The organism is Streptomyces sp. NPDC041205, from assembly GCF_055591765.1.
In genome coordinates, this window is the sequence record NZ_JBVIZH010000001.1 from 1,172,401 (window position 1) to 1,192,784 (window position 20,384).

At 65.8% G+C, this 20,384-nt stretch carries 15 protein-coding genes and 1 tRNA gene; 7 read left to right on the plus strand and 9 right to left on the minus strand.

Annotated features, from left to right (window positions below; translation table 11 throughout):
- Positions 1 to 301 precede the first annotated feature (301 nt).
- The 3 genes from ACZ6BG_RS05135 to ACZ6BG_RS05145 form a co-directional block, all read right to left on the minus strand.
- Entirely contained in the window at positions 302 to 1,129 is an 828-nt protein-coding gene (locus ACZ6BG_RS05135) for a DUF2637 domain-containing protein (RefSeq protein ID WP_468997008.1), read from the minus strand.
- A gap of 519 nt (positions 1,130 to 1,648) precedes the next feature.
- On the minus strand, positions 1,649 to 2,167 hold the full coding sequence (locus ACZ6BG_RS05140; RefSeq protein WP_468997010.1) for an ATP-binding protein: 519 nt from the start codon (positions 2,165 to 2,167) through the stop codon (positions 1,649 to 1,651).
- 11 nt (positions 2,168 to 2,178) lie between these two features.
- Positions 2,179 to 2,454 carry a hypothetical protein gene (locus tag ACZ6BG_RS05145; protein ID WP_468997013.1) on the minus strand — a complete coding sequence of 92 codons (276 nt, stop codon included), beginning with the start codon at positions 2,452 to 2,454 and terminating at the stop codon, positions 2,179 to 2,181.
- A gap of 946 nt (positions 2,455 to 3,400) precedes the next feature.
- Between ACZ6BG_RS05145 and ACZ6BG_RS05150 the strand changes: the two genes are divergently transcribed.
- The 4 genes from ACZ6BG_RS05150 to ACZ6BG_RS05165 all read left to right on the plus strand — a co-directional run bounded on the left by ACZ6BG_RS05150 (position 3,401) and on the right by ACZ6BG_RS05165 (position 7,089).
- Positions 3,401 to 4,159 carry a hypothetical protein gene (locus ACZ6BG_RS05150; RefSeq protein WP_468997015.1) on the plus strand — a complete coding sequence of 253 codons (759 nt, stop codon included), beginning with the start codon at positions 3,401 to 3,403 and terminating at the stop codon, positions 4,157 to 4,159.
- Positions 4,160 to 5,304: 1,145 nt separating this feature from the next.
- Positions 5,305 to 5,967 carry a hypothetical protein gene (locus ACZ6BG_RS05155; RefSeq protein ID WP_468997017.1) on the plus strand — a complete coding sequence of 221 codons (663 nt, stop codon included), beginning with the start codon at positions 5,305 to 5,307 and terminating at the stop codon, positions 5,965 to 5,967.
- A gap of 367 nt (positions 5,968 to 6,334) precedes the next feature.
- A complete protein-coding gene (locus ACZ6BG_RS05160) occupies positions 6,335 to 6,703 on the plus strand; it encodes a hypothetical protein (protein WP_468997019.1) in 369 nt (122 codons plus the stop codon).
- Positions 6,704 to 7,013: 310 nt separating this feature from the next.
- Positions 7,014 to 7,089, plus strand: a tRNA-Arg gene (locus ACZ6BG_RS05165).
- A gap of 207 nt (positions 7,090 to 7,296) precedes the next feature.
- Here the strand turns inward: ACZ6BG_RS05165 and ACZ6BG_RS05170 are convergent.
- Positions 7,297 to 7,755 (minus strand): hypothetical protein, encoded by a 459-nt coding sequence (locus tag ACZ6BG_RS05170; RefSeq protein WP_468997021.1) that lies wholly within the window; start codon positions 7,753 to 7,755, stop codon positions 7,297 to 7,299.
- A 134-nt stretch (positions 7,756 to 7,889) separates the two neighbouring features.
- Positions 7,890 to 8,300 (minus strand): DUF3291 domain-containing protein, encoded by a 411-nt coding sequence (locus ACZ6BG_RS05175; RefSeq protein ID WP_468997023.1) that lies wholly within the window; start codon positions 8,298 to 8,300, stop codon positions 7,890 to 7,892.
- A gap of 95 nt (positions 8,301 to 8,395) precedes the next feature.
- Between ACZ6BG_RS05175 and ACZ6BG_RS05180 the strand changes: the two genes are divergently transcribed.
- Positions 8,396 to 9,097 (plus strand): MerR family transcriptional regulator, encoded by a 702-nt coding sequence (locus ACZ6BG_RS05180; RefSeq protein ID WP_468997934.1) that lies wholly within the window; start codon positions 8,396 to 8,398, stop codon positions 9,095 to 9,097.
- Between the two features lie 53 nt (positions 9,098 to 9,150).
- On the opposite strand, the gene ACZ6BG_RS05185 is transcribed toward ACZ6BG_RS05180, so the two are convergent.
- Complete coding sequence (locus tag ACZ6BG_RS05185; RefSeq protein ID WP_468997025.1) at positions 9,151 to 11,067, minus strand: AMP-dependent synthetase/ligase; 1,917 nt, start codon at positions 11,065 to 11,067, stop codon at positions 9,151 to 9,153.
- 333 nt (positions 11,068 to 11,400) lie between these two features.
- Here ACZ6BG_RS05185 and ACZ6BG_RS05190 point away from each other — a divergent pair, with 333 nt between their 5' ends.
- Positions 11,401 to 13,254 carry an arabinofuranosyltransferase AftB family protein gene (locus ACZ6BG_RS05190; RefSeq protein ID WP_468997027.1) on the plus strand — a complete coding sequence of 618 codons (1,854 nt, stop codon included), beginning with the start codon at positions 11,401 to 11,403 and terminating at the stop codon, positions 13,252 to 13,254.
- A 19-nt stretch (positions 13,255 to 13,273) separates the two neighbouring features.
- Here ACZ6BG_RS05190 and ACZ6BG_RS05195 read toward each other — a convergent pair whose 3' ends face one another.
- The 3 genes from ACZ6BG_RS05195 to ACZ6BG_RS05205 form a co-directional block, all read right to left on the minus strand.
- Positions 13,274 to 14,935: a vWA domain-containing protein gene (locus tag ACZ6BG_RS05195; protein ID WP_468997937.1), complete on the minus strand. Its 1,662-nt coding sequence runs from the start codon at positions 14,933 to 14,935 to the stop codon at positions 13,274 to 13,276.
- 307 nt (positions 14,936 to 15,242) lie between these two features.
- A complete protein-coding gene (locus ACZ6BG_RS05200) occupies positions 15,243 to 16,193 on the minus strand; it encodes an ABC transporter permease (protein WP_468997029.1) in 951 nt (316 codons plus the stop codon).
- Positions 16,190 to 18,904 carry an alpha/beta fold hydrolase gene (locus ACZ6BG_RS05205; RefSeq protein WP_468997031.1) on the minus strand — a complete coding sequence of 905 codons (2,715 nt, stop codon included), beginning with the start codon at positions 18,902 to 18,904 and terminating at the stop codon, positions 16,190 to 16,192. Before ACZ6BG_RS05205 ends, ACZ6BG_RS05200 begins: the two co-directional genes overlap by 4 nt.
- Positions 18,905 to 19,121: 217 nt before the next feature.
- Here ACZ6BG_RS05205 and ACZ6BG_RS05210 point away from each other — a divergent pair, with 217 nt between their 5' ends.
- Entirely contained in the window at positions 19,122 to 20,366 is a 1,245-nt protein-coding gene (locus ACZ6BG_RS05210; protein ID WP_468997033.1) for a threonine synthase, read from the plus strand.
- Positions 20,367 to 20,384: the final 18 nt, after the last annotated feature.

Here is a 20,384-nt window from a genome sequence, read left to right on the forward strand (position 1 = left end):
GAGAATGACTAACGGTTGACAGACCGTAGTGAGCCGATGCGACTTGAACGCATATGGACGCCCATTGGTGCGAGAGCAATAGAAGAACACCCGTCCGGCCCTAACCATTTAATGGAGGAAAGGCAGTCTCTCAACCACCTTCTACTAGTAATAAGGCTCATCAGCTCAAGAGTGTGACATGAGGACTCACGAACTTTTTTGGCTTCTTTTTCCTATGGGTTTTTGGGCTCTCTACCCTCACCACCGGCCGAATTTTTACATGAAAAAACCGCCCAATTTTTTTGGGCGGCTCTTCCTGGTCTTACTCGCCTAGACGCTTGACGCTCTTGCAAATGGTGTTCAAGGAAACATCCTGTCCCTTGATGGCTGAGACCCTACGCTGAATCTCTGGCCTACTCTCAATGCCTTGCTTGTATAGAGCCTGAGCCAAACGAGCAATGGACATGTCTGCTGTCAGTTCTGGAAACTCATTGTCCAGTTCCTTAGCCGTAGGAGTGTCAACCTTCTTAGGTGTCCTCTTAGGCTTGTCCATCTTCTTCATGGACACAGGCTTTGTGGACGTGTCCATAGGCTTAACGTCCACCTGTCCACTGTCCATCTGTCCACCGGCCGTTTCTGTCCTGGTGACACCCTCTAGACGATGCTTGATGACACTGGACATGCCCTTGAATGTGTCCAGTGGGTATCTGAGCCATGCTGCACGACCGTAGACCGGTAGAGCCTGTGCTACGCGTCCACGCTTCCTAAGCTCCTTACGGTTCTCGAACTTCAAGAACTGCTCAAACAGCAGATACGCTACAAACGGTGGTGCTGCGAAGAACACCTGTCCGGCAAGCCCTAGTCCCATTAGAGAAGCGTGCTGGAAGTTCAACCAAGCTGATACGCCTACAAGCCCTAGAGTCACAACCCTAGGCATAAGACCTGAGTCTTCTGTCTTACTGTATTCAGAGGCTAGAACTCCTGTGTAGATAGCCGCCCCATCAAATGCTGCGCTTACTGCGTAAGCAATCCATTCTGGCAAGTGGAAGAAGTCCATTGCCATTGTTGCCATGCTGTACCAAGAGATTGAAAGGGCTACTAGAAGCACCACCCCAAATCCAATCCACTGGACAATCTTTGTCTTATTCATTTTATTGCTCTCCTAAGTGTTAGTTATGTCCTCCTTCTTCTATAGGTGGACTGTCACCTTTCTTGATGACTAGTCCATTATCTCTTGGATTGAATTATGAAGCAAGTCAAGTGGATGTCCACTAGACATGACAGAAGCCCTACCCCCTGGTTTGAGGGTAGGGCTTCTAGGTCTTTAGTTGTCCACTGCTTCTGGCCAGATAGCAGGGGCTTAGACCTTATCTGTCATACCAGTCTTCTTCGAATGGGTTTCGCGTAGGAGGAAGAGGCTTCCACCTTTGAGGGGTGACCATGAACGGAAGCTTCTCGTGCTTAGCCACCTGTTCCCACCGGCCCCAAATGCTGTAGCACCGCTTAAGCCAATGCTCAGCACCTTCCCTGAGTACCCACTGAAGCTCTATGGGCTTGTCCGGCTCTTCTGGATTGGGGAGAGTACAGAAGTCGTACCACTCCCTATCAAGGATGACCCATGACCTTTGGTCGGCACTGCGAGTCACCTTGTATCTGTCCATGCCGCTCCTTAGCCGACTAGTACCGGCCGGTTAGTGGTGATGAGCCTACGAGGAAGAGCCTCCCTTCTACCTTGACCCATAGGGACCTGAAGCCATGCCTTGATTACCTTGCCCTGTCCATCCCAATCCGGGCAGGTTTCGACATAGCCGTTTCGCTCTGCACAGAGAGCATTGACGATGATGAGTCCCCTACCGCCTTCTGTCAGAAGGTCAGAGTTGGGCTCAGCAGGCTTCTTTGAACGGTCATGGCAAGAGAGGAGAAGCATTCCCTCATTCAGCCAAACCGTAAGAGAGCCTGAGTGGTAGTCCTCTTGTGTGTGCTCTACGACGTTAGAGACAAGCTCTGAGACGATGAGAGACACGTCTTCACTGAATGCCCTGTCAGTTACCTCCCAATGCCAGAGAAGCCCCTGAACCGCTCCACGTAGAGAGGCAGGGGCTTTCTGGTCAGTCGTCTTGAAGCCCATTGAGCACCATTGCTCGGTGTCAATCGGCCCTTCTAGAAGGGGAACCGCTTCAAGGTTCATGGCATGGGAGGCTACCGCTTGCTGATGGTGACTGTCAGGGGCACCGACTGAAACGCCACCCTGAACCACCCTTGTTCCTCAACGGTGTTCGAGACCTCTCCGCTGGTCAGAGCCATGTTCAAGGGCATCACGTCCTCAGCGTAGGCAAGGTGACCCTTACCAGGAGGCAGGGTGCCTAGAGCCTGCTCAACAGCGTTGCCGACAGCCTGCCGAACCTCTGTCCAGTTGGCGGCTGTCGCGCTCACGTCGTCCACTACATCGCTGGTCACGCGCACGTCATACGTCATGCCGGACACCTTATCTGCTGGCAGGCTCAGGAAGGCCCCTGGACGCCTTTCTACGGAACAATTAAATAGTCCTGGTCTCTGTGGGCGACTGCTTTAATCCAAAGGCTTAGATAAACGTACAGAGCCTTTCAAGGTCTTTCTTGACAAGAGGCAAGGCACAGGCTTACTATCATTACACTAGAGAAGAACAAGAGAGATAGAGACAGACACGAGAGAACGAAGAAGATTCTCTAGATAGTTAGTATGAAGCCCCGGTTACCCCTCTGCCGGGGCTTTGTGCTGTCCTTGTACCTTATTTGGGTACAGTCAACAGCTCTATCTCAAGGCAAGGAAGGGGCTCACAACCCCTCTCACCTGCATCATTCTCATATTGAGAATGGGTCTTCTCAGGTTGAGAATGGTCATTCGCAGATTGAGAACAGTTATTCGCACCAGCCGGAACATAAGGTAACCATGAAGGTAACCAAGAAGGGAACCTTTAAAGGAAACATATAGCGGCCTACGGCCGCCGTACTCTAGAGATACCTCTTAGGCAAAGGAGGATGAAGGAGTTAGCTAGTCTTTCCTTGTATGTAGTTATCTAGACCTTTCCTTGATTCTAGTTGTAGCTCTTCCTTTGCCTTTATGTAGATAGGCCCCGCCCTGTCTTTGTGTGTTTTTAGAAAGACCCGCCGCCCGCCACCGGGCGGGTTTCTGATAAACCTCAGAATGAACCTCCTTGACTTGACAAGAAGGTTTTAAGGGTGTACACTTAATAACGTAAGCAAGAAACACCCCGTAGGTAAGTCCAGTACCGAAGGAGGAACACACCCAAGCTTTACGACTATTTCTAATAGTTTGTATTCAACGGCCCCCTTCCCGAGAACTGGACCTCTCCGGGAAGGGGGCTTTCTCGTGCTTACCGAGAAGAATACAAACACTAACGATTAGAAAGGTCGTACCCAGAATGACAAACACAGTAGAGAGCCAGAACATGAGCGTTCAGGCCATTTGGAACATCAGAGACGCAAGAGGAATCAACGCTAACGAGAAGACTTTCTTGTTCGTAGTTGCTTCAAGAGGAATCATGTACTCAGAGTGGCAGACAGCCGCCGGTGACATGGGAATGAGTAAGGATACGTACTACCGAACCAGGAACAGCCTCATCAAGAAGGGGCTAGTCAAGGAAGGGCTACGTAAGGACACAACGACTGTCTACCGCATTGACGAGAAGGCTCTAGCCTCTCTTGTTCCTGTTAAGGAGACCACCAGCGAGGAAATCGTCTGGCTTGAGACAGAGGAGCCACAGACTGAGCAGGAGCCTGCTGAGGAGCCTGTAGCCGTTGTAGAGGTACAGGAAGACCCTGAGCCTGTTGCAGAGCCTCAGACAGCCGCACAGGACGTTGTAGAGCCTGTTGAGGAAATGACTGATGAAGAGGCTCAGCGAATCCTTGACCATGATGACTTTGGGGATGAGCCACTAGAGCTACCAACCAAGTCTCTCAAGGACACCCTTGAGGATGCAGACCAGCAGAAGGCTACTGAAATTCTTGAGAAGTCTGATGACCCTGTAGAGGCTCGTAAGTTGTTCAATGACAGTGAGTGGCTTCCAACAACGACAGACGTTGTGAAGCGTGCAGCAGCCGCAGCATTCAAGGTTGAGAAGGTTCTTGTTCCAGCCGCTAAGACTAAGACCGTTACTGAATCATTTGATGAGGAGTGGTGACAATGGGCACTGTAAAGTGCATTGATTGTAGTTCTGATTGGCCCAAGAGTAGACACTACTTCCCTTGGGGCTCTAAGAAGCCAAAGGTTTGCAAGCCATGTATTGAGACTCGCTTCTACTACATGCTTAAGGAAATGGATATTGACTGGTCTTCGGTTGAAGAGTCAGTCAACGGCAGCAAGTAAAGACCAACCCGCCCGTTTCTACTGGACAAGGAATGGGCGGGTTCTCGATAAGGCTTTATGTAACAGATAAAGCCAGATATTGTTACAAAGAATAACCTCTAAAACAGCCTTTTGAGGCCGCTTTAGAAAAGAATATGTTGTATACTAATAGTAGATGGTAGCCAATCGATAAGAAAGGGTGATGCCATCGGAAAACAAATTAACGAGGAGTTTTAAAATGACAGACAACATCAAGACTAAGAAGTGCTCAGGACCATGCAAGAAGGTTCTTCCACTAGAGGCATTCGGAAGCAATGCACACAAGACCGGTGGACTACAGAGCGAGTGCCGAGTATGCCGTAAGGACATCAATCAGAAGTGGCGTGACGCTAACCCTGGTTACTGGTCAGAGTGGTATGAGGCCAACAAGGAACGACGTTCTGAGTACCAGGCTGCTTATGCAGCCGAGAGAATCGCAGAAGACCTAGAGGGACACCGCGCATACGCGAGAGCCCACCAGGCAGTCAGAAGGGCTCATGGTTCTGCCTCTGGCTACCTTTGCGCTTGTGGTTGTGGCAAGCAGGCTTATGACTGGGCTCTGATGAACGATGCATCAGACCTCAAGAAGTCAAAGCGCTACACATGGTCAGACAACGTTGATGACTACGTTCCAATGTCCCGCGCTTGCCACCGTAACTACGACACAGGGAACCTAGTAGTAGTCAGGAAGGCAGCATGAGCATCTTCCTCTTCTTCTACTTGCTAGGACTGCTTGGAGCCTTTAGCTACCAGGCAACCGGAATGCTTATCAAGGCATACGCTAAGTGAGACTAACCCCGCCAAGTGCGGGGTTTCTCATTCCCTAAAAATGCCCGGCGGGATTTTGCTTCATAATTCGTCTGGGCTTAAGATAGAAGCATAAGGGCAAGCAGTCTAGAAAGGACGTGATGCCCTGACATTAACTTAGGAGAAACAACAGACATGGAATTTGTATTGAACGAGTGGCTTGAGTACGCGGAAAGAGTCGCTAAGCAGTTTGCCAAGACATATTGGCCTAAGCGTGATGAGTGGCTTGGTCACTGGGAGGATGTTTACCAGGAGATTGCCATTGAGCTAATCACTAAGGAGGAGCGTCTAGCTAAGGCATTCATCAACATGGAGAAGCCAGCAGGCTACACAAAGGTAATTCTTAAGAACGCTGCATGGCGTGCGTGCATGGCAGAGAAGCGCAAGGAAAAGCGAGAGAGCGACCTTTACGAGTATCAGACAGCAGATGTCAAGGTCATGCTTGAGCAGTTCTTTGGGGGTAAGAAGGAAGGGATGTTCGTTCCTGAGGATGCCAAGAGCATTCATGGAGACGATGACCTAGCCATCTTTGGAGATATTGCGCGGGTCTTGGATGGACTACCAGAGGCAGACGTAGAGGTACTACAGACCTACTTCTTTGACTCAGAGGCTAAGGACACAGCAGAGCGTCAGAGATACAGCCGAGTAGTTCGTAAGGTCACTAGCACCTTGAATTACAGGAAGAAGAAGGCGACGTATGAGTATGAGGGAACCGGTAGCAGAAAGGTTGTCAGTAATCGAGTAGCCCTAGGTTCCGCTAAGGAAACTTACAACAATAGGGAGAAGGATTACGCATGATGAGCCGAGAGCAGCTAGACGTGATTGAAGGAGAGCTAGAGGAGACCGTAGAGCACCTTTTGATTGAACGAATGATGGACGCAGACCTAGTAGTTAGAGGGCTTGAGAACGTTCTGAGAGTGCTTGCTGAGAGTGTGGCGTCTGTATATGAACGATGACATCTATGCAGTCATCAGAACCAGACAGCTATTTCCTGGCGAGTGGTTTTGGCAAGTGCATCACAGAGAAGGAACGGCAGAGACATTCTTTGCCGGGGGTTGGGAAGAGAGCCCTAAGAGAGCAAGAGAAGCAGCAACAGAAGAAGCAAGAAGACTAGGAAGGGAATTGGGAAGGATTTAATCCTGAGAAAAACATGAGACTAAGTTCATTGGCAGACATGATGGCAGATGACCTCTTCTATATCTTGGAAGAGGACGTAGCCGAAAGAGAGGATTTCGTAAGGGCTCTTGTAGAGCTTGCTCACTATTACGGTAACTATGAGGACTACAAAGTCTTCCATTGCCTTGATTGTAAGGAAGACACCAGCGGTGGCGGAATTGCAGAGTATTACATGGTCAAGCATGAGATTTGGCGAAAGGTGAACGAATCGGGTGAAGGGATGCTTTGCCTAGGATGCCTTGAGAAGAGGCTAGGTAGAGAGCTAACAAGAGATGACTTCACAGATGCGCCAATCAATGACCCTGAGCATGAGTGGCCAAAGAGTGAGAGATTTAGAGATAGGCTCTCAAGAGTCTGAGACAGAACCCGCCTGAAAATGGCGGGTTTCTTCTTTTAAGGAGGTGATATGGGAGGAACCGTTAGATGCGCAAGATGCCGTAAGGGAATCAGTAAGGATGAGAAGGAAGTCTATGTTGAAGACCAGGGCTTCTACCACTTGAAGTGCTACAAGCGCATTGAAAAGAAGTAGGGCTACTGAGAGACCAGGAAGATAAAAGAAGCCGCTAGAAAGGCATACAGGGCTACTCAGGGCGGGATTCCGGGCGTGGTTAGAGAAGGTGCTTACCTGCTATAGGGCCGGTTGTTCAGGCCCAAAGGTGCAGGTAGACTGCTCAAAGTTCACCGCAGAGGAGCAGGTGCCTTCTAAGCACTTGGCCGCAGGTTCGAGTCCTGCCGGGGGCGCCACACCGCACGTGGGCGGCGGATTCCTCCTCCGCTCCCACGCCTGCCCCTCGCTCCCTAGTCCTCCCCTCACTTGTGGACATGAGCACGCGCACGTCCGCGGTGGCGAGGGTCTGGATCAGGTCACGGAAGACGCGGCGCCGCGTGGGGCCCATCCCGGCGGTCGGCTCGTCCAGAAGCAGGACGTCGGCGTTATGGCTGGTTCTGCACTTAGCCGTTACGCCCCGGGCCCGCCCCCCGCAGCCGCCCCAACGCCACGTACTGCACCGCCGCGAATCCCCCCACCACCAAGCCCTGCAAGACGATCCACACCGTCCCCACCGTCGTCGTGGACAGCGCGTCCGTGGCCGCGAGGGTGAGGCTGAGGAGGGTCCAGAGGAGGTTCGCGGTGATGATCGCCGCGAGGGCGGGGCGGGTGATTCGGGGGCGGGTCGCCGCGAACTGGACCGCCGCCGCGTAGAGGAGGAGGAAGGCGCCCACGGGGTAGAGGAGTGCCGCTTCGAGTCCGAGGACGGAGTCGAGGATCTGGGCCAGGGCCAGGTAGGCGAGGCCGTTGGGGCCGGTGACGGCCGCGTCCAGTTTCAGGGTCAGGCGGGCCAGGGAGTCCTCGTGTCGCGGCTTCGTCGCGTCGGTCGTCGTGACGGGTCCGGAGTAGTTCGCCGATGTCATCTTGTGGTTCCTCCCGCTCGTCTCCTCACCCTGTTCCGGGCTACTCCAGACTCGTTCGGCGGGGGGAGTGCGGCAATTACCTGTGAGGTAAGGGGAGGCAGGGAGGGGCGGCGGGCGAGAGGGGGCCAGCCTCGTCACGGGTGGCTCTGTGCCGTCGACGCCTCCTCCTCCAGGCGTCGCTTCGCCTCCGCCCAATCGATCGGCAGTTCCCCCGCCGGCACCTCCCAGAACGTGAACACCGAGTCCCGTGCCGCTCGGCGCAGGCCCGTCATGATGCTCTTGTGGGGTTCCGCGCGGGCGTACGCGTACAGGGCGGTGCGATCCTGCCAGGCGGAGAGGGTGTAGAAGACGCCCTTGGTGAGCTGGGCCTCCAGGGACGCGCCGAGGGCGCCCGGGGCGGTGCGGACCTGTTTCCAGGCCTTGTACGACTGCCAGAAGAAGAGCGGGACGTGCTTGAGGGACTTCGTCTCCAGGCGGGAGGCCATGACGAACGCTGTGGTGTCGGGGGCCGCCTCGTGCGGGGTCACCCAGGGAATGATCGGCACGGTATCCTCGATCCCTAGTTAGAGAGTGGCGCTATCCATATTAGGTAGTGGCACTCTCTAATGCCATAGGTCAGTCCAAGGAGAGGGTGACGGCTGTGCGGATCTCCGAGTTGAGTCGGCGCAGTGGAGTGCCCACCGCGACGATCAAGTTCTATCTGCGGGAAGGGCTCGTGCCGCCCGGGCGGGCCACCTCCGCCACGCAGGCCGAGTACGACGAGACGCATCTGCGGCGGCTGCGGCTCGTCCGCGCGCTGATCAGCGCGCGCGGGCTGAGTGTCAACGCCACCAAGGAAATCGTGGGCAGCCTGGGCGAGGTGGAGGGGGATACGTACGAGTTGCTCGGGCTCGTCTTCGGGGTGTGGCCCGGCACGGGTGGCGGCGCGGGCGGCGGCACGGACTCCCACACCGGGCAGGCCTCCGAAGCCGACGTCGACACCGACTCCGACGTCGACACCGACACCGACACCGACGCCCTCATCGCCGAACTCGGCTGGGACATCACCGAGTTCAGCCCCGCCCGCAAGACCGTCACCCAGACCCTGAACACCCTGCGCGGCCTCGGCGTCCCGTACGACTGGCGCACCCTGCTCCCCTACGCCCGCCTCGCCGAACGCACCGCCGCCCTCGACCTCGACCAGATCGAGGGCCCGGACGACCCGCTGGAGAAGGCCGAGCGCGCCGTCCTGCTCACCTACCTCCTCGAACCGGCCCTCCTCGCGCTCCGCCGCCTCGCGCAGGAGTCGGAGGCGGCGGCGCGCTACCGCGGCGATCAGCCACAGACCCGGGCGCAGGGCTGACAGGGCCGGGGGCGGAGCCAGTCACAGGGCCAGTCACAAAGCCAGGCGCAGAGCTAGTCGTACAGCTTCTCGATCTCCTTCGCGTACGCCGCCGCCACCGCCGACCGCTTGATCTTCAGGGACGGTGTGAGCAGGCCGTTCGCCTCGGTGAACTCGCCCTCGGCGACCACGAAGCGGCGGATGGACTCCGCGCGCGACACCGCCTCGTTGGTGTAGTCCACCGCCTTCTGCAGGTCCGCGAGCAGTTGGGGGTCGTGGCACAGCTCGGACAGGGGTGTGTCCTTGGGGCGCTTGCGCACGGACAGCCAGTGGGCGACGGCTTCCGGTTCGAGGGTGATGAGCGCAGCCACGTAGGGGCGGTTGTCGCCGACGATCAGGCACTGGCCGACCAGGGGGCGGCCGCGCAGGCGGTCCTCCAGGACGGCGGGTGAGACGTTCTTGCCGCCGGAGGTGACGATGAGGTCCTTCTTCCGGCCGGTGATGGTGAGGTAGCCGTCGTCGTCGAGGGATCCGAGGTCCCCGGTCGCCAGCCAGTCGTCGGCGAGGACGGCGTCGGTGGCTTCCTTGTTGTTCCAGTACGAGCTGAAGACGATGCCGCCCTTGATGAGGACCTCGCCGTCGTCCGCGATGCGGATCGCGGTGCCGGGCACGGGCGTGCCGACGGTGCCCGGGCGCGGGCCGAGCGGCGGCACGATGGTCGCGGCCGCGGTGGTCTCCGTCAGGCCGTACCCCTCGTAGATGAGGATTCCGGCGGCGTAGAAGAAGAGGTTGAGGCGTTTGTCGAGCGGGGAGCCGCCGCTGATCGCGTAGCGGAGGCGGCCGCCGACCTCCTTGCGGACGCGGCGGTAGACGAGGAGTTCGTACAGCGCCCAGGCGAGGTACAGGCCCGGGGAGGGGCCGCGGCCGCGGCCCTGGAACTTGTTCAGGTACGCCTCGGCGAAGCGCACCGCGACGCGGTCCGCGCGCTCGAAGGAGGCGCCGCGGCCCATCCGTTCGGCGGTCGCGCGCCCGGTGTCGTGGATCCGCTCGAAGAGATACGGGACGCCGACGACGAACGTCGGCCTGAAGGCGCGCAGTTCGGGGCGGAGCTCGTCCGGTCTGACGCTCGGGAAGTGACCCAGTTCGATGCGGGCGAGCATGCAGGCGATCTGGATGGAGCGGCCCAGGATGTGGGCCAGCGGCAGGAACAGCAGGGTCGACGCGGTCTGGCCCGTGACCACCTTGAAGACCGGGTGCATGAGCTCGACGGTGTTCGCGGCCTCGGCGTGCAGATTGCCGTGCGTGAGGACGCAGCCCTTGGGTCTGCCGGTGGTGCCGGAGGTGTAGCAGACGGTTGCGACGGAGTCGGGCGTGAGGGCCGTGCGGCGTGCGGTGACCTGCTCGTCGCCCACCTCGTGGCCGCGCTCGGCCAGTTCGATGACCGCGCCGTCGTCGAGGACCGACACGGCCGGGGGTACGGGATGCGCGGCGACCGCGCGGCGCGCCGTCTCCGCGTTCTCCGCGGTCTCGGCGATGAGGAGCGTGGCGCCGGAGTCGCGCACGATCCACTCGATCTGGTCGGCGGACGACGTCGGGTAGACGGGCACGGTCTGGCCGCCCGCCGCCCAGATCGCGAAGTCGAGGACCGCCCACTCGTAGCGCGTGCGGGACATCAGGGCGACCCGGCCGCCCGGTTCGAGGCCGGACGCGATCAGGCCCTTGGCGGCCGCGGTGACCTCACGGGCGAAGGCAGCGGCCGTGACGGGGCGCCACTGGCCCGCCTCCTTGCGGCGCAGGACGACGGCGTCGGGGGCCTCGGCGGCGTTGGTGAAGGGGATGTCGGCGGCGCTGCCGCGGGTGGCCGCCGCCGCGAGGGCGGGGGTGCGGGCCTCCCGTACGACGCCGTGCTCATCCCTGACGGTCTCGACCTTGGCGCGATCCGCCAGATCGGTGCGGCGGCGCGCCTGTTTCAGGTCCTTGCGTACGCCCATGACGGCTCCCGTTCGTTCGCTCGGCGCGGGTGCGGGGGTGCGGTGCGGGGGTGCGGAGGTGCGGATCCTGGCACTTACTTTTGGGTCAACTTACCGACGCGTAAGGGAAATTCAATGGTTCACGCAGAAGAACTCCGGACCGCGTGCGGAGCTCACAACGCACCCGGTCAGCGCGTCCGCCCGCTCGCTGCGCCTCGACGGCCGGACGGGGTCGTCGTGGCCCACCAGCGCAGCACCCACCGCGCCTACGCGCGGTCGTAGTCCCTGTCCCCGTGCGCACGGGGCTGTCCCCCGTACCTCAAGACCCGGCTGACCTGCGCCGAAGTACGCTGCATGACCTCTACACGCACCCCAGTCCGCGGCCGCGGCACGCTGGGCGCCCTCACCGCGCTCGCCGGAACGGCCACCGCGCGGCCGGGCGGTCGACTCGCCGACGCCCGGCCGTATCTGCGGGCGGCTCTCTGTCTGGCGCCCGCCCTGCTGATCCTCGTCGCCGGGTTCCAGCGGCGCTGGATGTCCGACGACGGGCACATCTACGTCCGCACGGTCCGGCAGATCCTCGCCGGGCACGGGCCCGTGTTCAACGCGGGCGAGCGCGCCGAGTCGTCCACGGGGACGCTGTGGCAGTGGCTGCTCGTGCTCGCGGGGCTGCCGGGCGCGGACATCGCGAGCGCCGCCGTGTACGGCGGACTGCTGCTCACCGCCGCCGGGTTCGCGCTCGCCGCGTGGGGGGCGCTCCGGCTGTACGACGGGGACGGCGCGGGTGACGGCGGGCGCGGCGGCCGGGTACTGCTCCCCCTCGGTGTCCTGGTGCCGCTCGCCCTGCCGCCCGTCTGGGACTTCGCCACCTCCGGCCTGGAGACGGGGCTCGCCACCTGCTGGCTCGGCGGTGCCTGGCTGCTGCTGGTCGCGCGGCCCCGCTCCCTCGCCACCGCCTTCGTCATCGGGCTCGGCCCGCTCGTACGGCCCGATCTGGCGCTGGTCTCCGCCGTGTTCCTGGGCGCGCAGTGGCTGAGCGCGCGCCCCTCCCGGCGCGCCGCGCTCGCCGGGGCGGGGGCGGCGGGGGCGCTGCCCGTCGCGTACGAGATCTTCCGGATCGGGTACTACGGGCATCTGGTGCCGCTGCCCGGCGTCACCAAGGAGGCCTCGCGGAGCCTGTGGGGGCGCGGCCTTGGCTACCTCGGCGACTTCGCCGGGCCCTATCTGCTGTGGGTGCCCGCCCTGTTCGTGGTCGCGGCCGCGCTGCCGTCGGGTCGGGCGCGGCTGTTCGGGCGCGGCGGGGCGGCCGGGAGCGCGGGGGCGTCCGGGCCCACCCACATGTCCCGGCCCCTCGGGATGTCCGTGCCCCTCGGGATGTCCGTGCCGCTCGTCCCCGCCCTCGCGCCGGTCCTCGCGGGCGCGCTCTGCTGGGCGTACGTCATCAAGGTCGGCGGCGACTTCATGCACGCGCGGATGTTCCTGCCGGGGCTGTTCCTGATGGTCCTGCCGGTGTTCGTGGTGCCCGCCACGCGCGCGTGGGCGCTTGCCGCCGCGGGGGTGTGCGTGTGGGCCGTGGTGTGCGCCGCCGTGCTGCGGATCGGGTACGAGGGGCGGATCGGGCCCGGCGGCATCGCGGACGAACGCGGTGTGTACGTCCGGCAGAACGCAGCCGCCCACCCCGTCCACCACACGTTCGGCGGCTACAGCGAGAACGCCGCGTACGCGCGCGAGGTGCGCGCGGCGGCCGGGCGCGGCGGCGAGGCGGCGGCCCTGTTCGTCTCGCGTACCCGCGTGACCGCCGCCGCCCCCTCCGTGACCGGCTTCTACGCCACCCTCGGCCTCAACGGCACCGTCGTCCCCCTGGACGGCGCCGCCCTCGACCCGATCGGCCTGGCCTACCCCCTGGCCGCCCACTCCCAGCGCATCGACCACGCGCGCGTGGGTCACGACAAGTGGCTGCCCGACGAGTGGGTCGTCGCCGACCGCGGCACCGCCGACCTGCCGTCCGGGCTCGACCCGGCCCGGGTGGCCGCCGCCCGCCGCGCGCTCGCCTGCGGGCCGCTCGCCGAACTGCGCGCCGCCACGCGCGCCCCCCTCACACCGGGGCGGTTCCTGCGCAACGCCGCCGGTGCCCTGGAGCGGACGGCGTTCCGCTTCCCGAACGATCCGGTGCGGGCGGAGCGGGAGTTGTGCGGCGGCGGGCGGTGAGCGGCCGCGCGGGGAGCCGTCAGCGCGGAGCGGGGCTGTCGTGACCCGGGGCCGGTGTCCGGGGCGGGTAAGGGGTGGGCGGGTAGGGGGTGGGCGGCTCGCTCTGCCGCGTGGGCACCCGGCCCCGCAGGTCGTTCGCCTCGCGGATGCTCTCCGCCAGCTCGCTCACGTCCTTGTCGCCGGTCGTGTACGCGAGGCCGCGCGCCCACTCCTCCAGGCGGTCCGGCGCCGGGGCGCCCGGCAGCGGGGCCGTGCCGTTGTCCTCGCCCTGGCCGCCGCGGTCGTCCGGGCCGCCCTCCCGCTGCGGTTCGGCGTCGGCGACGCGGTCGTACGCGCGCAGCCCGTCGGCGAAGTACGCGGCGGTGGCGGCCACTTGGAAGCGCGGCTCGGCCTTCTCCAGCGTGCCGTCCAGGTCGTCGGTGCCGATGTCGGCCGACGCCTCGCGCGGGGCGCGGCTCCCGGGGTCGAGCCAGCGGACGCGCGCCGTGGCCACGGGGCCGCTCGCGCCGGGCCGGGTGCGGACGGCGTACAGGGCCGTCACCGTGTGCCCGGGGCCGACCTCCCCGCCGTCCACGCGGTCGTCGCGGAAGGCGTCGTCGGCGACGCGCCGGTTGTCGTACCCGATGAGCCGGAACCGCTCGACCGTCTCCGGGTCGAAGGTCACCTGGGACTTGGCGTCGCGGGCGCGCAGGTCGATGTTCGCGGGCAGCCGCTCGCAGAACACCTCGCGGGCGTCGTCCTCGTCCGCCACGTAGGTGGTGTGGCCGTCGCCCCGGTCGGCGAGCCGTTCCATCAGGGCGTCCCCGTAGTCGCTGCCGACGCCGACGCCGAACAGCGTGATGCCGTGCGCGCGGCGGGCGTCCTCGACGCGCCGCAGGATGCCGTCGGCGCTGGTGTCGCCGGTGTTGGCGAGGGCGTCGGAGAGCAGCACGACGCGGTTGGTGGCGCCCTCGCGCAGGCCGCGGGACGCGGTGTCGTAGCCGGTGGTGATGCCCGCCTCCACGTTCGTGGAGGCGGTGGGGCGCAGTTCGTCGACGGCGGCGTGCACCTCGTCGCGGCTGTCGCCGACGCGGGTCATGGGCAGCACGGTCTCGGCGCGGTCGCTGAAGGTCACGAGGGCGACCGAGTCGTCGTCGCGCAGCCGGTCGGTCATCACGCCGAGGGACTTCCTGACCAGGTCGAGGCGGCCCGGCTCGGCCATGGAGCCGGAGATGTCGATCACGAAGGTGAGCGCGGCGGGCGGGCGGCGGCGCTCGTCGTCGTCCGGGCGGGTGGCGAGGCCGACGCGCATCAGGGACCAGCCGTCGGCGCCGGTGCGGGCGCCGTCGACGCTCACGGAGAAGCCGTCGCCCGCGGGCTTCGGGTAGTCCTGCCGGAAGCTGTTCACGAACTCCTCGGGGCGCACCGCCGCCGGGTCGGGCAGCCGGCCCTGGTCCAGGGTGCGGCGCGCGAAGCCGTACGAGGCGGTGTCCACGTCCAGGGCGAAGGTGGAGCGCATGTCGGCGGGGCGGGGGCCGGGGGCGATGTCACGGTTCAGGCCGCTCTCGCGCTGCCGTGAGTCCTGCGCCCCGTCGGGCGGCGGGGCGGGCGCGGGCAGGGCGTTCGACCCGCGTTCCTTGCCCGCCGCCCGGCGCTTGTCGCCGCTGGCGTCCCCGCCGCCGCTGCAGCCCGAGAGGAGCATGCCGCCCGCGAGGAGGGCGGCGGCCAGGGCGGTGCGGCGGTCACGTATACGGGTGCGGGATCGGGCGCGGGCCGTATGGGTTCGGGTGCGGTCGCGGGTTCGTGAGCGGGCCCGCGTGCGTACGGAAAGGGTGTGGCGCATGGGTCGGCCCCCCGGTTCGTCTCGTCGGCGTTCGTGCCTGTGACGGCCGGGGGGCCGAGGACGATCGGTCCCGTACGTTGCGGAAGGGTCTCAAGTCGGCCACGGCGAGCGGAAGTCAGGGCTCCGCCACCGTGGCCGCCCCTGGGGCCGACCCGTCGGACAGGCCCTACGACACCACGTCCTTCCGCGAGAACCCCCGGAACGCGAGCGCGAACAGCACCAGGGCGTACGTCACCGAGATCGCCGACCCCTGGATCATGCCGCCCCACTCCGGTGTCGGCTGGAACACGTCCGCCCAGGCGAACTGCCAGTGCGCGGGCAGGAAGTCGCGCCAGCCGCCGAGGGCCGTCACGGCGTCCAGGACGTTCCCGGCGATGGTGAGGCCGACGGCGCCGCCGACGGCGCCCAGCGGGGCGTCGGTCTTCGTCGAGAGCCAGAAGGCGAGGCCCGCGGTGACCAGTTGGGACACGAAGACGTACGCCACGACGATCGCGAGGCGCCGCGCGGCCGTGCCCGCTTCGAGCGTGCCGCCGGTCGGGATCTCCAGCGGCCCCCAGCCGTACGCCGCCGCGCCGACCGCGAGCGCGACCACCGGGAGCAGCAGCATCGCGGCGGCGCTCAGGCCGAGTGCCACGGCGAGCTTGGACCACAGGAGCCGGGCGCGCGGCACGGGCGCCGCGAGCAGATAGCGCAGGCTTGACCAGCCCGCCTCGGAGGCGACGGTGTCCCCGCAGAACAGCGCCACGGGGATCACGAGCAGGAACCCGGCCGACACGAACAGGCAGGTCGCGGCGAAGTTCACGCCGGACGCCGTGGCCGTGTCCATGAGGGTGACCTGGTCGTTCCGCCCGCCCGGTGATCCGGCGACGGCGAAGGCGATGAGCAGCACGAACGGCAGCAGGGCGAGGATGCCGCCCATCACCAGGGTGCGCCGCCGCTTCAGCTGGCGGATCGCCTCGACGCGCAGGGGCAGGGTGCGCCCGGCGCGGTATCCGGGTGCGGTGGCTCCCTCGGCGGGGCCGTCAGCGGGGTCCGCGGTCGCCGCGTCGGTCACTTCCGCCACGCCCACGGCGGCCGCCGCGTCGGGTGCGTCCGGTGTGCTCTCGGTCGCCGTCATGCGGTGCCTCCGATCAGGGTCAGGAACGCGTCCTCCAGGCGGCGGTGCGGTCCGACGGACTCGACGGGCACCTCAAGACGGACGAGTTCGACGAGCAGCCGGGACGCCGGGGAGCCGTCCCCGGTCCCCGGTCCTTCGAGGCGCACCAGGAGCCCGCCGTCGGCGCGCGTCGCCGACGCCACGCCCGGCAGCGACGCCACCTTCTCCACCAGCGGGTCCGCGATGTCGGCGGCGAGGCCGACCAGGAGCGTGTCCCCGGAGCCGACGATCTCGTCCACGGGCCCCGCCTGGACGAGGCGGCCGCGGTCCATGACGACCAGGTGCGTGCAGGACTGCTCGACCTCGGCGAGGAGGTGGCTGGAGACGATGACGGTGCGCCCGCCCTCGGCGTACCGGATCATCACCTCGCGCATCTCGCGGATCTGCGGCGGGTCGAGGCCGTTGGTCGGCTCGTCGAGGATGAGCAGGTCCGGCAGGCCGAGCATGGCCTGGGCGATGGCGAGGCGCTGGCGCATGCCCTGGGAGTACGTCCGCACGGCGCGGGCGAGGGCGTCGCCGAGTCCGGCGATCTCCAGGGCCTCGTCGAGGTGGGCGTCATCGGCGGGGCGGCCGGTGGCCTTCCAGTACAGCTCCAGGTTCTCCCGGCCGGAGAGGTGCGGCAGGAATCCGGCGCCCTCGACGAACGCGCCGACCCGGGACAGGACGGGTGCGCCGGGCCTGATCGCGCGGCCGAAGACGCGGATCTCGCCCGCGTCGGGGCGGATGAGGCCCATGAGCATGCGCAGGGTCGTCGTCTTACCCGCGCCGTTCGGCCCGAGGAGGCCGAGGACCTGGCCCTTCTCGACGCGGAAGGACAGGTCGCGGACCGCGTACCGGTCGGTGGACTTCGCGTACCGCTTGCTCAGGTCCGTGATCTGCAGGGGGACTTCGGCGAGCGCCGGGTCGGGCGCGGGCGCCGTGGTGCGCCTGCGGCCGAGGACGAGGAGGCCCACCGCGAGCACGGCGCCGGTGATCGGCAGCCACCACACCCAGGCGGGCAGCGGGGCGGCTGCGGTCTCCACGCCGGGGGCCGTCGGGACCTTCAGGCCGCTCTTCAACGACACCGTGTACGCGGCCGGGCGGGCCGGTGAGGCGTAGCCGAGGTCGGTCGAGGCGAGCACGAGGCGGAGCCGGTGGCCCTTCTTCACCTCGTGGTCGACGGCGGGCAGCGTCAGGTCGACGTCGACGCCGTCCGCGGTGCCCGGCACCCGCACGGGGGCGACGAGTTGGGCGGGCAGGACCCGCTGGTCGCCGCCGGGCCCGATGTCGTACACCTTCCCGAACAGGACCGTGTCCTCGCTGTCGGACTTCACATGCGCCCGCACGGTCGGCGCGCCGGTGACCCGCAGGTCCGCGGAGACGGGCTTCGACTCGAAGGCCGCGTACTGGCCGGGGAAGTCGAGGGAGACGCCGATGCCGAGCGAGGAGAGCTGGGCGAGGCCGCCGCCCCGGCCACCGCCACCGGCCGCCGAGCCGATGCCGGGCAGCGAGGAGACGGCGGGCGGCGAGGCGCCCGCGGGGTTGTCGAAGGTCTGCGGGCGCCCGGCGAGGGGAACTTCGCGCACGCCGCTCGCCAGGCCCGGATAGCGGTCGCCGCTCGCGCCGCGCAGGGTGGCCGCGCCGTCCGTGGAGTCGATGCCGCCCGTGCGCGTGACGCGGAAGGCGGGCCCGGTGTCGACGCCCTTGTCGTCCTTCAGATAGCGGTCGAACCACGTCCCGACGCGGCCCGCGACCCGGTCGGTCTCCATGTCGCCGCCGTCGTGACCGCCCGCGATCCAGTCGACCGAGACGGGGGCGTGGTTGGCGCGGATCGCCCTGGCCATGGCGTCGGACTGGTCGAGCGTGAACAGCGAGTCGGTCTGGCCCTGCACGATCAGCGCGGGCACCTTGACGCGGTCGCCGACGGCGGCGGGGCTGCGCTCGCTCAGGAGATCGCGCGCCTTCGCGTCCGGCTTCCCGGCCACCGCCACGCGGTCGTACATCTCGCACAGCCGCTTCTCGAACCGGTCGCAGCCGCCGCCCGCGCTGAGGAACATCCCGGCCCACAGCTTCTTGAACACGCCCTGGGGGAACAGCGCGTCCGCCAGGTTCCAGTACGTGACGACCGGGGCGATGGCGTCGACCCGCTGGTCGTACCCGGCGGCGAGCAGGGCGGCCGCGCCGCCGTACGAGGCGCCCGTGACGCCCACGCGCGGGTCGCCCGCCTTGTCGAGGCGGACCTCGGGGCGCTTGGCAAGCCAGTCGATGAGGCGGGAGACGTCGGCGCCCTCGCCCTTGGGGTCGTTCAGCCCGATCCGCCCGGTGGACCTGCCGAAGCCGCGCGCGGACCAGGTCATGACCGCGTAGCCCTCGCGGGCCAGCTTCTCGGCCTGGTCGCGCACGTCGCTCTTGCTGCCGCCGAAGCCGTGCCCGATGAGGACGGCGGGCCGCTTGGTGCCGGGGTCGCCCGCCGTGAAGTACGACGTGTCGATCCGCACCTCCTGGCCGTCGGCCGCCTTGCCCATGTCGAGCATCCGGTCCGAGCGCCGCACGTCCGGACCCTCGTCCGACGCCAACGCCGTCCACGTACCCGCCCCTGCGAGCACCACGACGGCGGCCGCGGCGGCGAACAGCCGCCGCGGCCCGCGCAGCGCGGCCTTCCAGGCTCCGGCCTTGGGCCGTCGTAGATCCATGGCGTCAACGGTACGGGGGCCCACCGACAACCAATGCCCCCGCCGGTCGGAACCCCGATGCCTCCCCGGGAAGTACGGCGGGCCGGTGGCATACCGCCGACGCGGTAGGAGCGGGCCGTCCGGCACGGTAGGCGCGGGCCGCCCCGTGCCCCCGCCGCCGCGCCCCGGCCCCGCCGGGCCAGGGGTCAACTGTCAGGGGCGCCTACCCTGTTGACCCATGACACCTCAGCCCGCGAACCCCAGGACGCCCACGGCCCCCACGGAATCCCTGGCCGTCGGCCAGCGCTCGCTCGGCGACCCCTCCGTGCTGTTCCCGCTGTGGCCGCCGCTCACCGAAGGCTGCCCGGTCACGAGCACGGAGTCCGTCGCGTACCCCGTAGAGGTCGATTACGCCTACGACAAGGTGCCCGCCGACTTCTTCGCGACCGCCGCGGCGCGGCCGCGCGGGCACGAGCGGTGGGCGCCGCTGCTTCCGCCCCTGCACGGCCCCGGGCTCGCGGAGGGCGGCACTCCGCTGCTGCCCCTGGAGGACGGGGTGTGGATCAAGGACGAGTCCCGCAATCCGACCTGGAGCCACAAGGACCGCCTCAACCGGGTCGCCGTCGGCGCGGCCGTCGGGGTCGGCGCGGCGGGGGTCGTCGTCGCCTCCTCCGGCAACCACGGCGCCTCCGCGGCGGCGTACGCGGCGCGGGCCGGGCTCCGCTGCGCCGTCCTCACCTCCGCCGAGGTGCCCGCGGCCGTCGACGCGTTCCTGCGCGGCTACGGAGCGGTCGTCCTGCGGGTGCCCTCCGAGGCGCGGTGGCCGCTCCTGCGCCGGATCGTCGAGCGGACCGGCTACCACCCCGTCAGCAACCTCACGCCCGCCGCGCACACCGGGCACGGCTTCGGGCCCGAGGGCTACAAGACCCTCGCCTACGAGATCTTCGCCGACCTCGGCGTCGTCCCGCGCGCGGTGTTCGTGCCCACCGGCTACGGAGAGATGCTGTTCGGCCTCTGGAAGGGGTTCGCCGAGCTGGTGCGGCTCGGGCACGCGGAGCGGGTGCCTCGGCTGTACGGGTGCGAGCCCGCCGCCGGGGGTCCGCTCGCCGCGGCCGTGCGGGGCGGGGTGCCCGCGGCGCATGTTCCTCTCGGGGCCACCGCCGCGTACGCCATCGCCTGTCCCGTCGGCGGGTATCGCGGGGTCGTCGCCGTCCGGGAGAGCGAGGGGGCTCCGCTCCTCGTCACCGACGCGGAGATGGCGGCCGCCCGCTCGGAGTTGGCCCGCAACGGGGTGTGGGCCGAGCTCTCCGCCGCCGCGGGCCTCGCCGGGCTCCGGCGGATCGGCCGCCCGGAGGACGGCCCCGTGGTGTGCGTGTCCACGTCCAGCGGCTTCAAGGACCAGGACCTGCTGGCCGCCGGGCCGTCGGAGGTGGTCGACCCGGAGGACTGGGACGCGGTGGAGCGGCGGCTGCGCCAGGCGTGACGGCACCCGGCCGGGCGC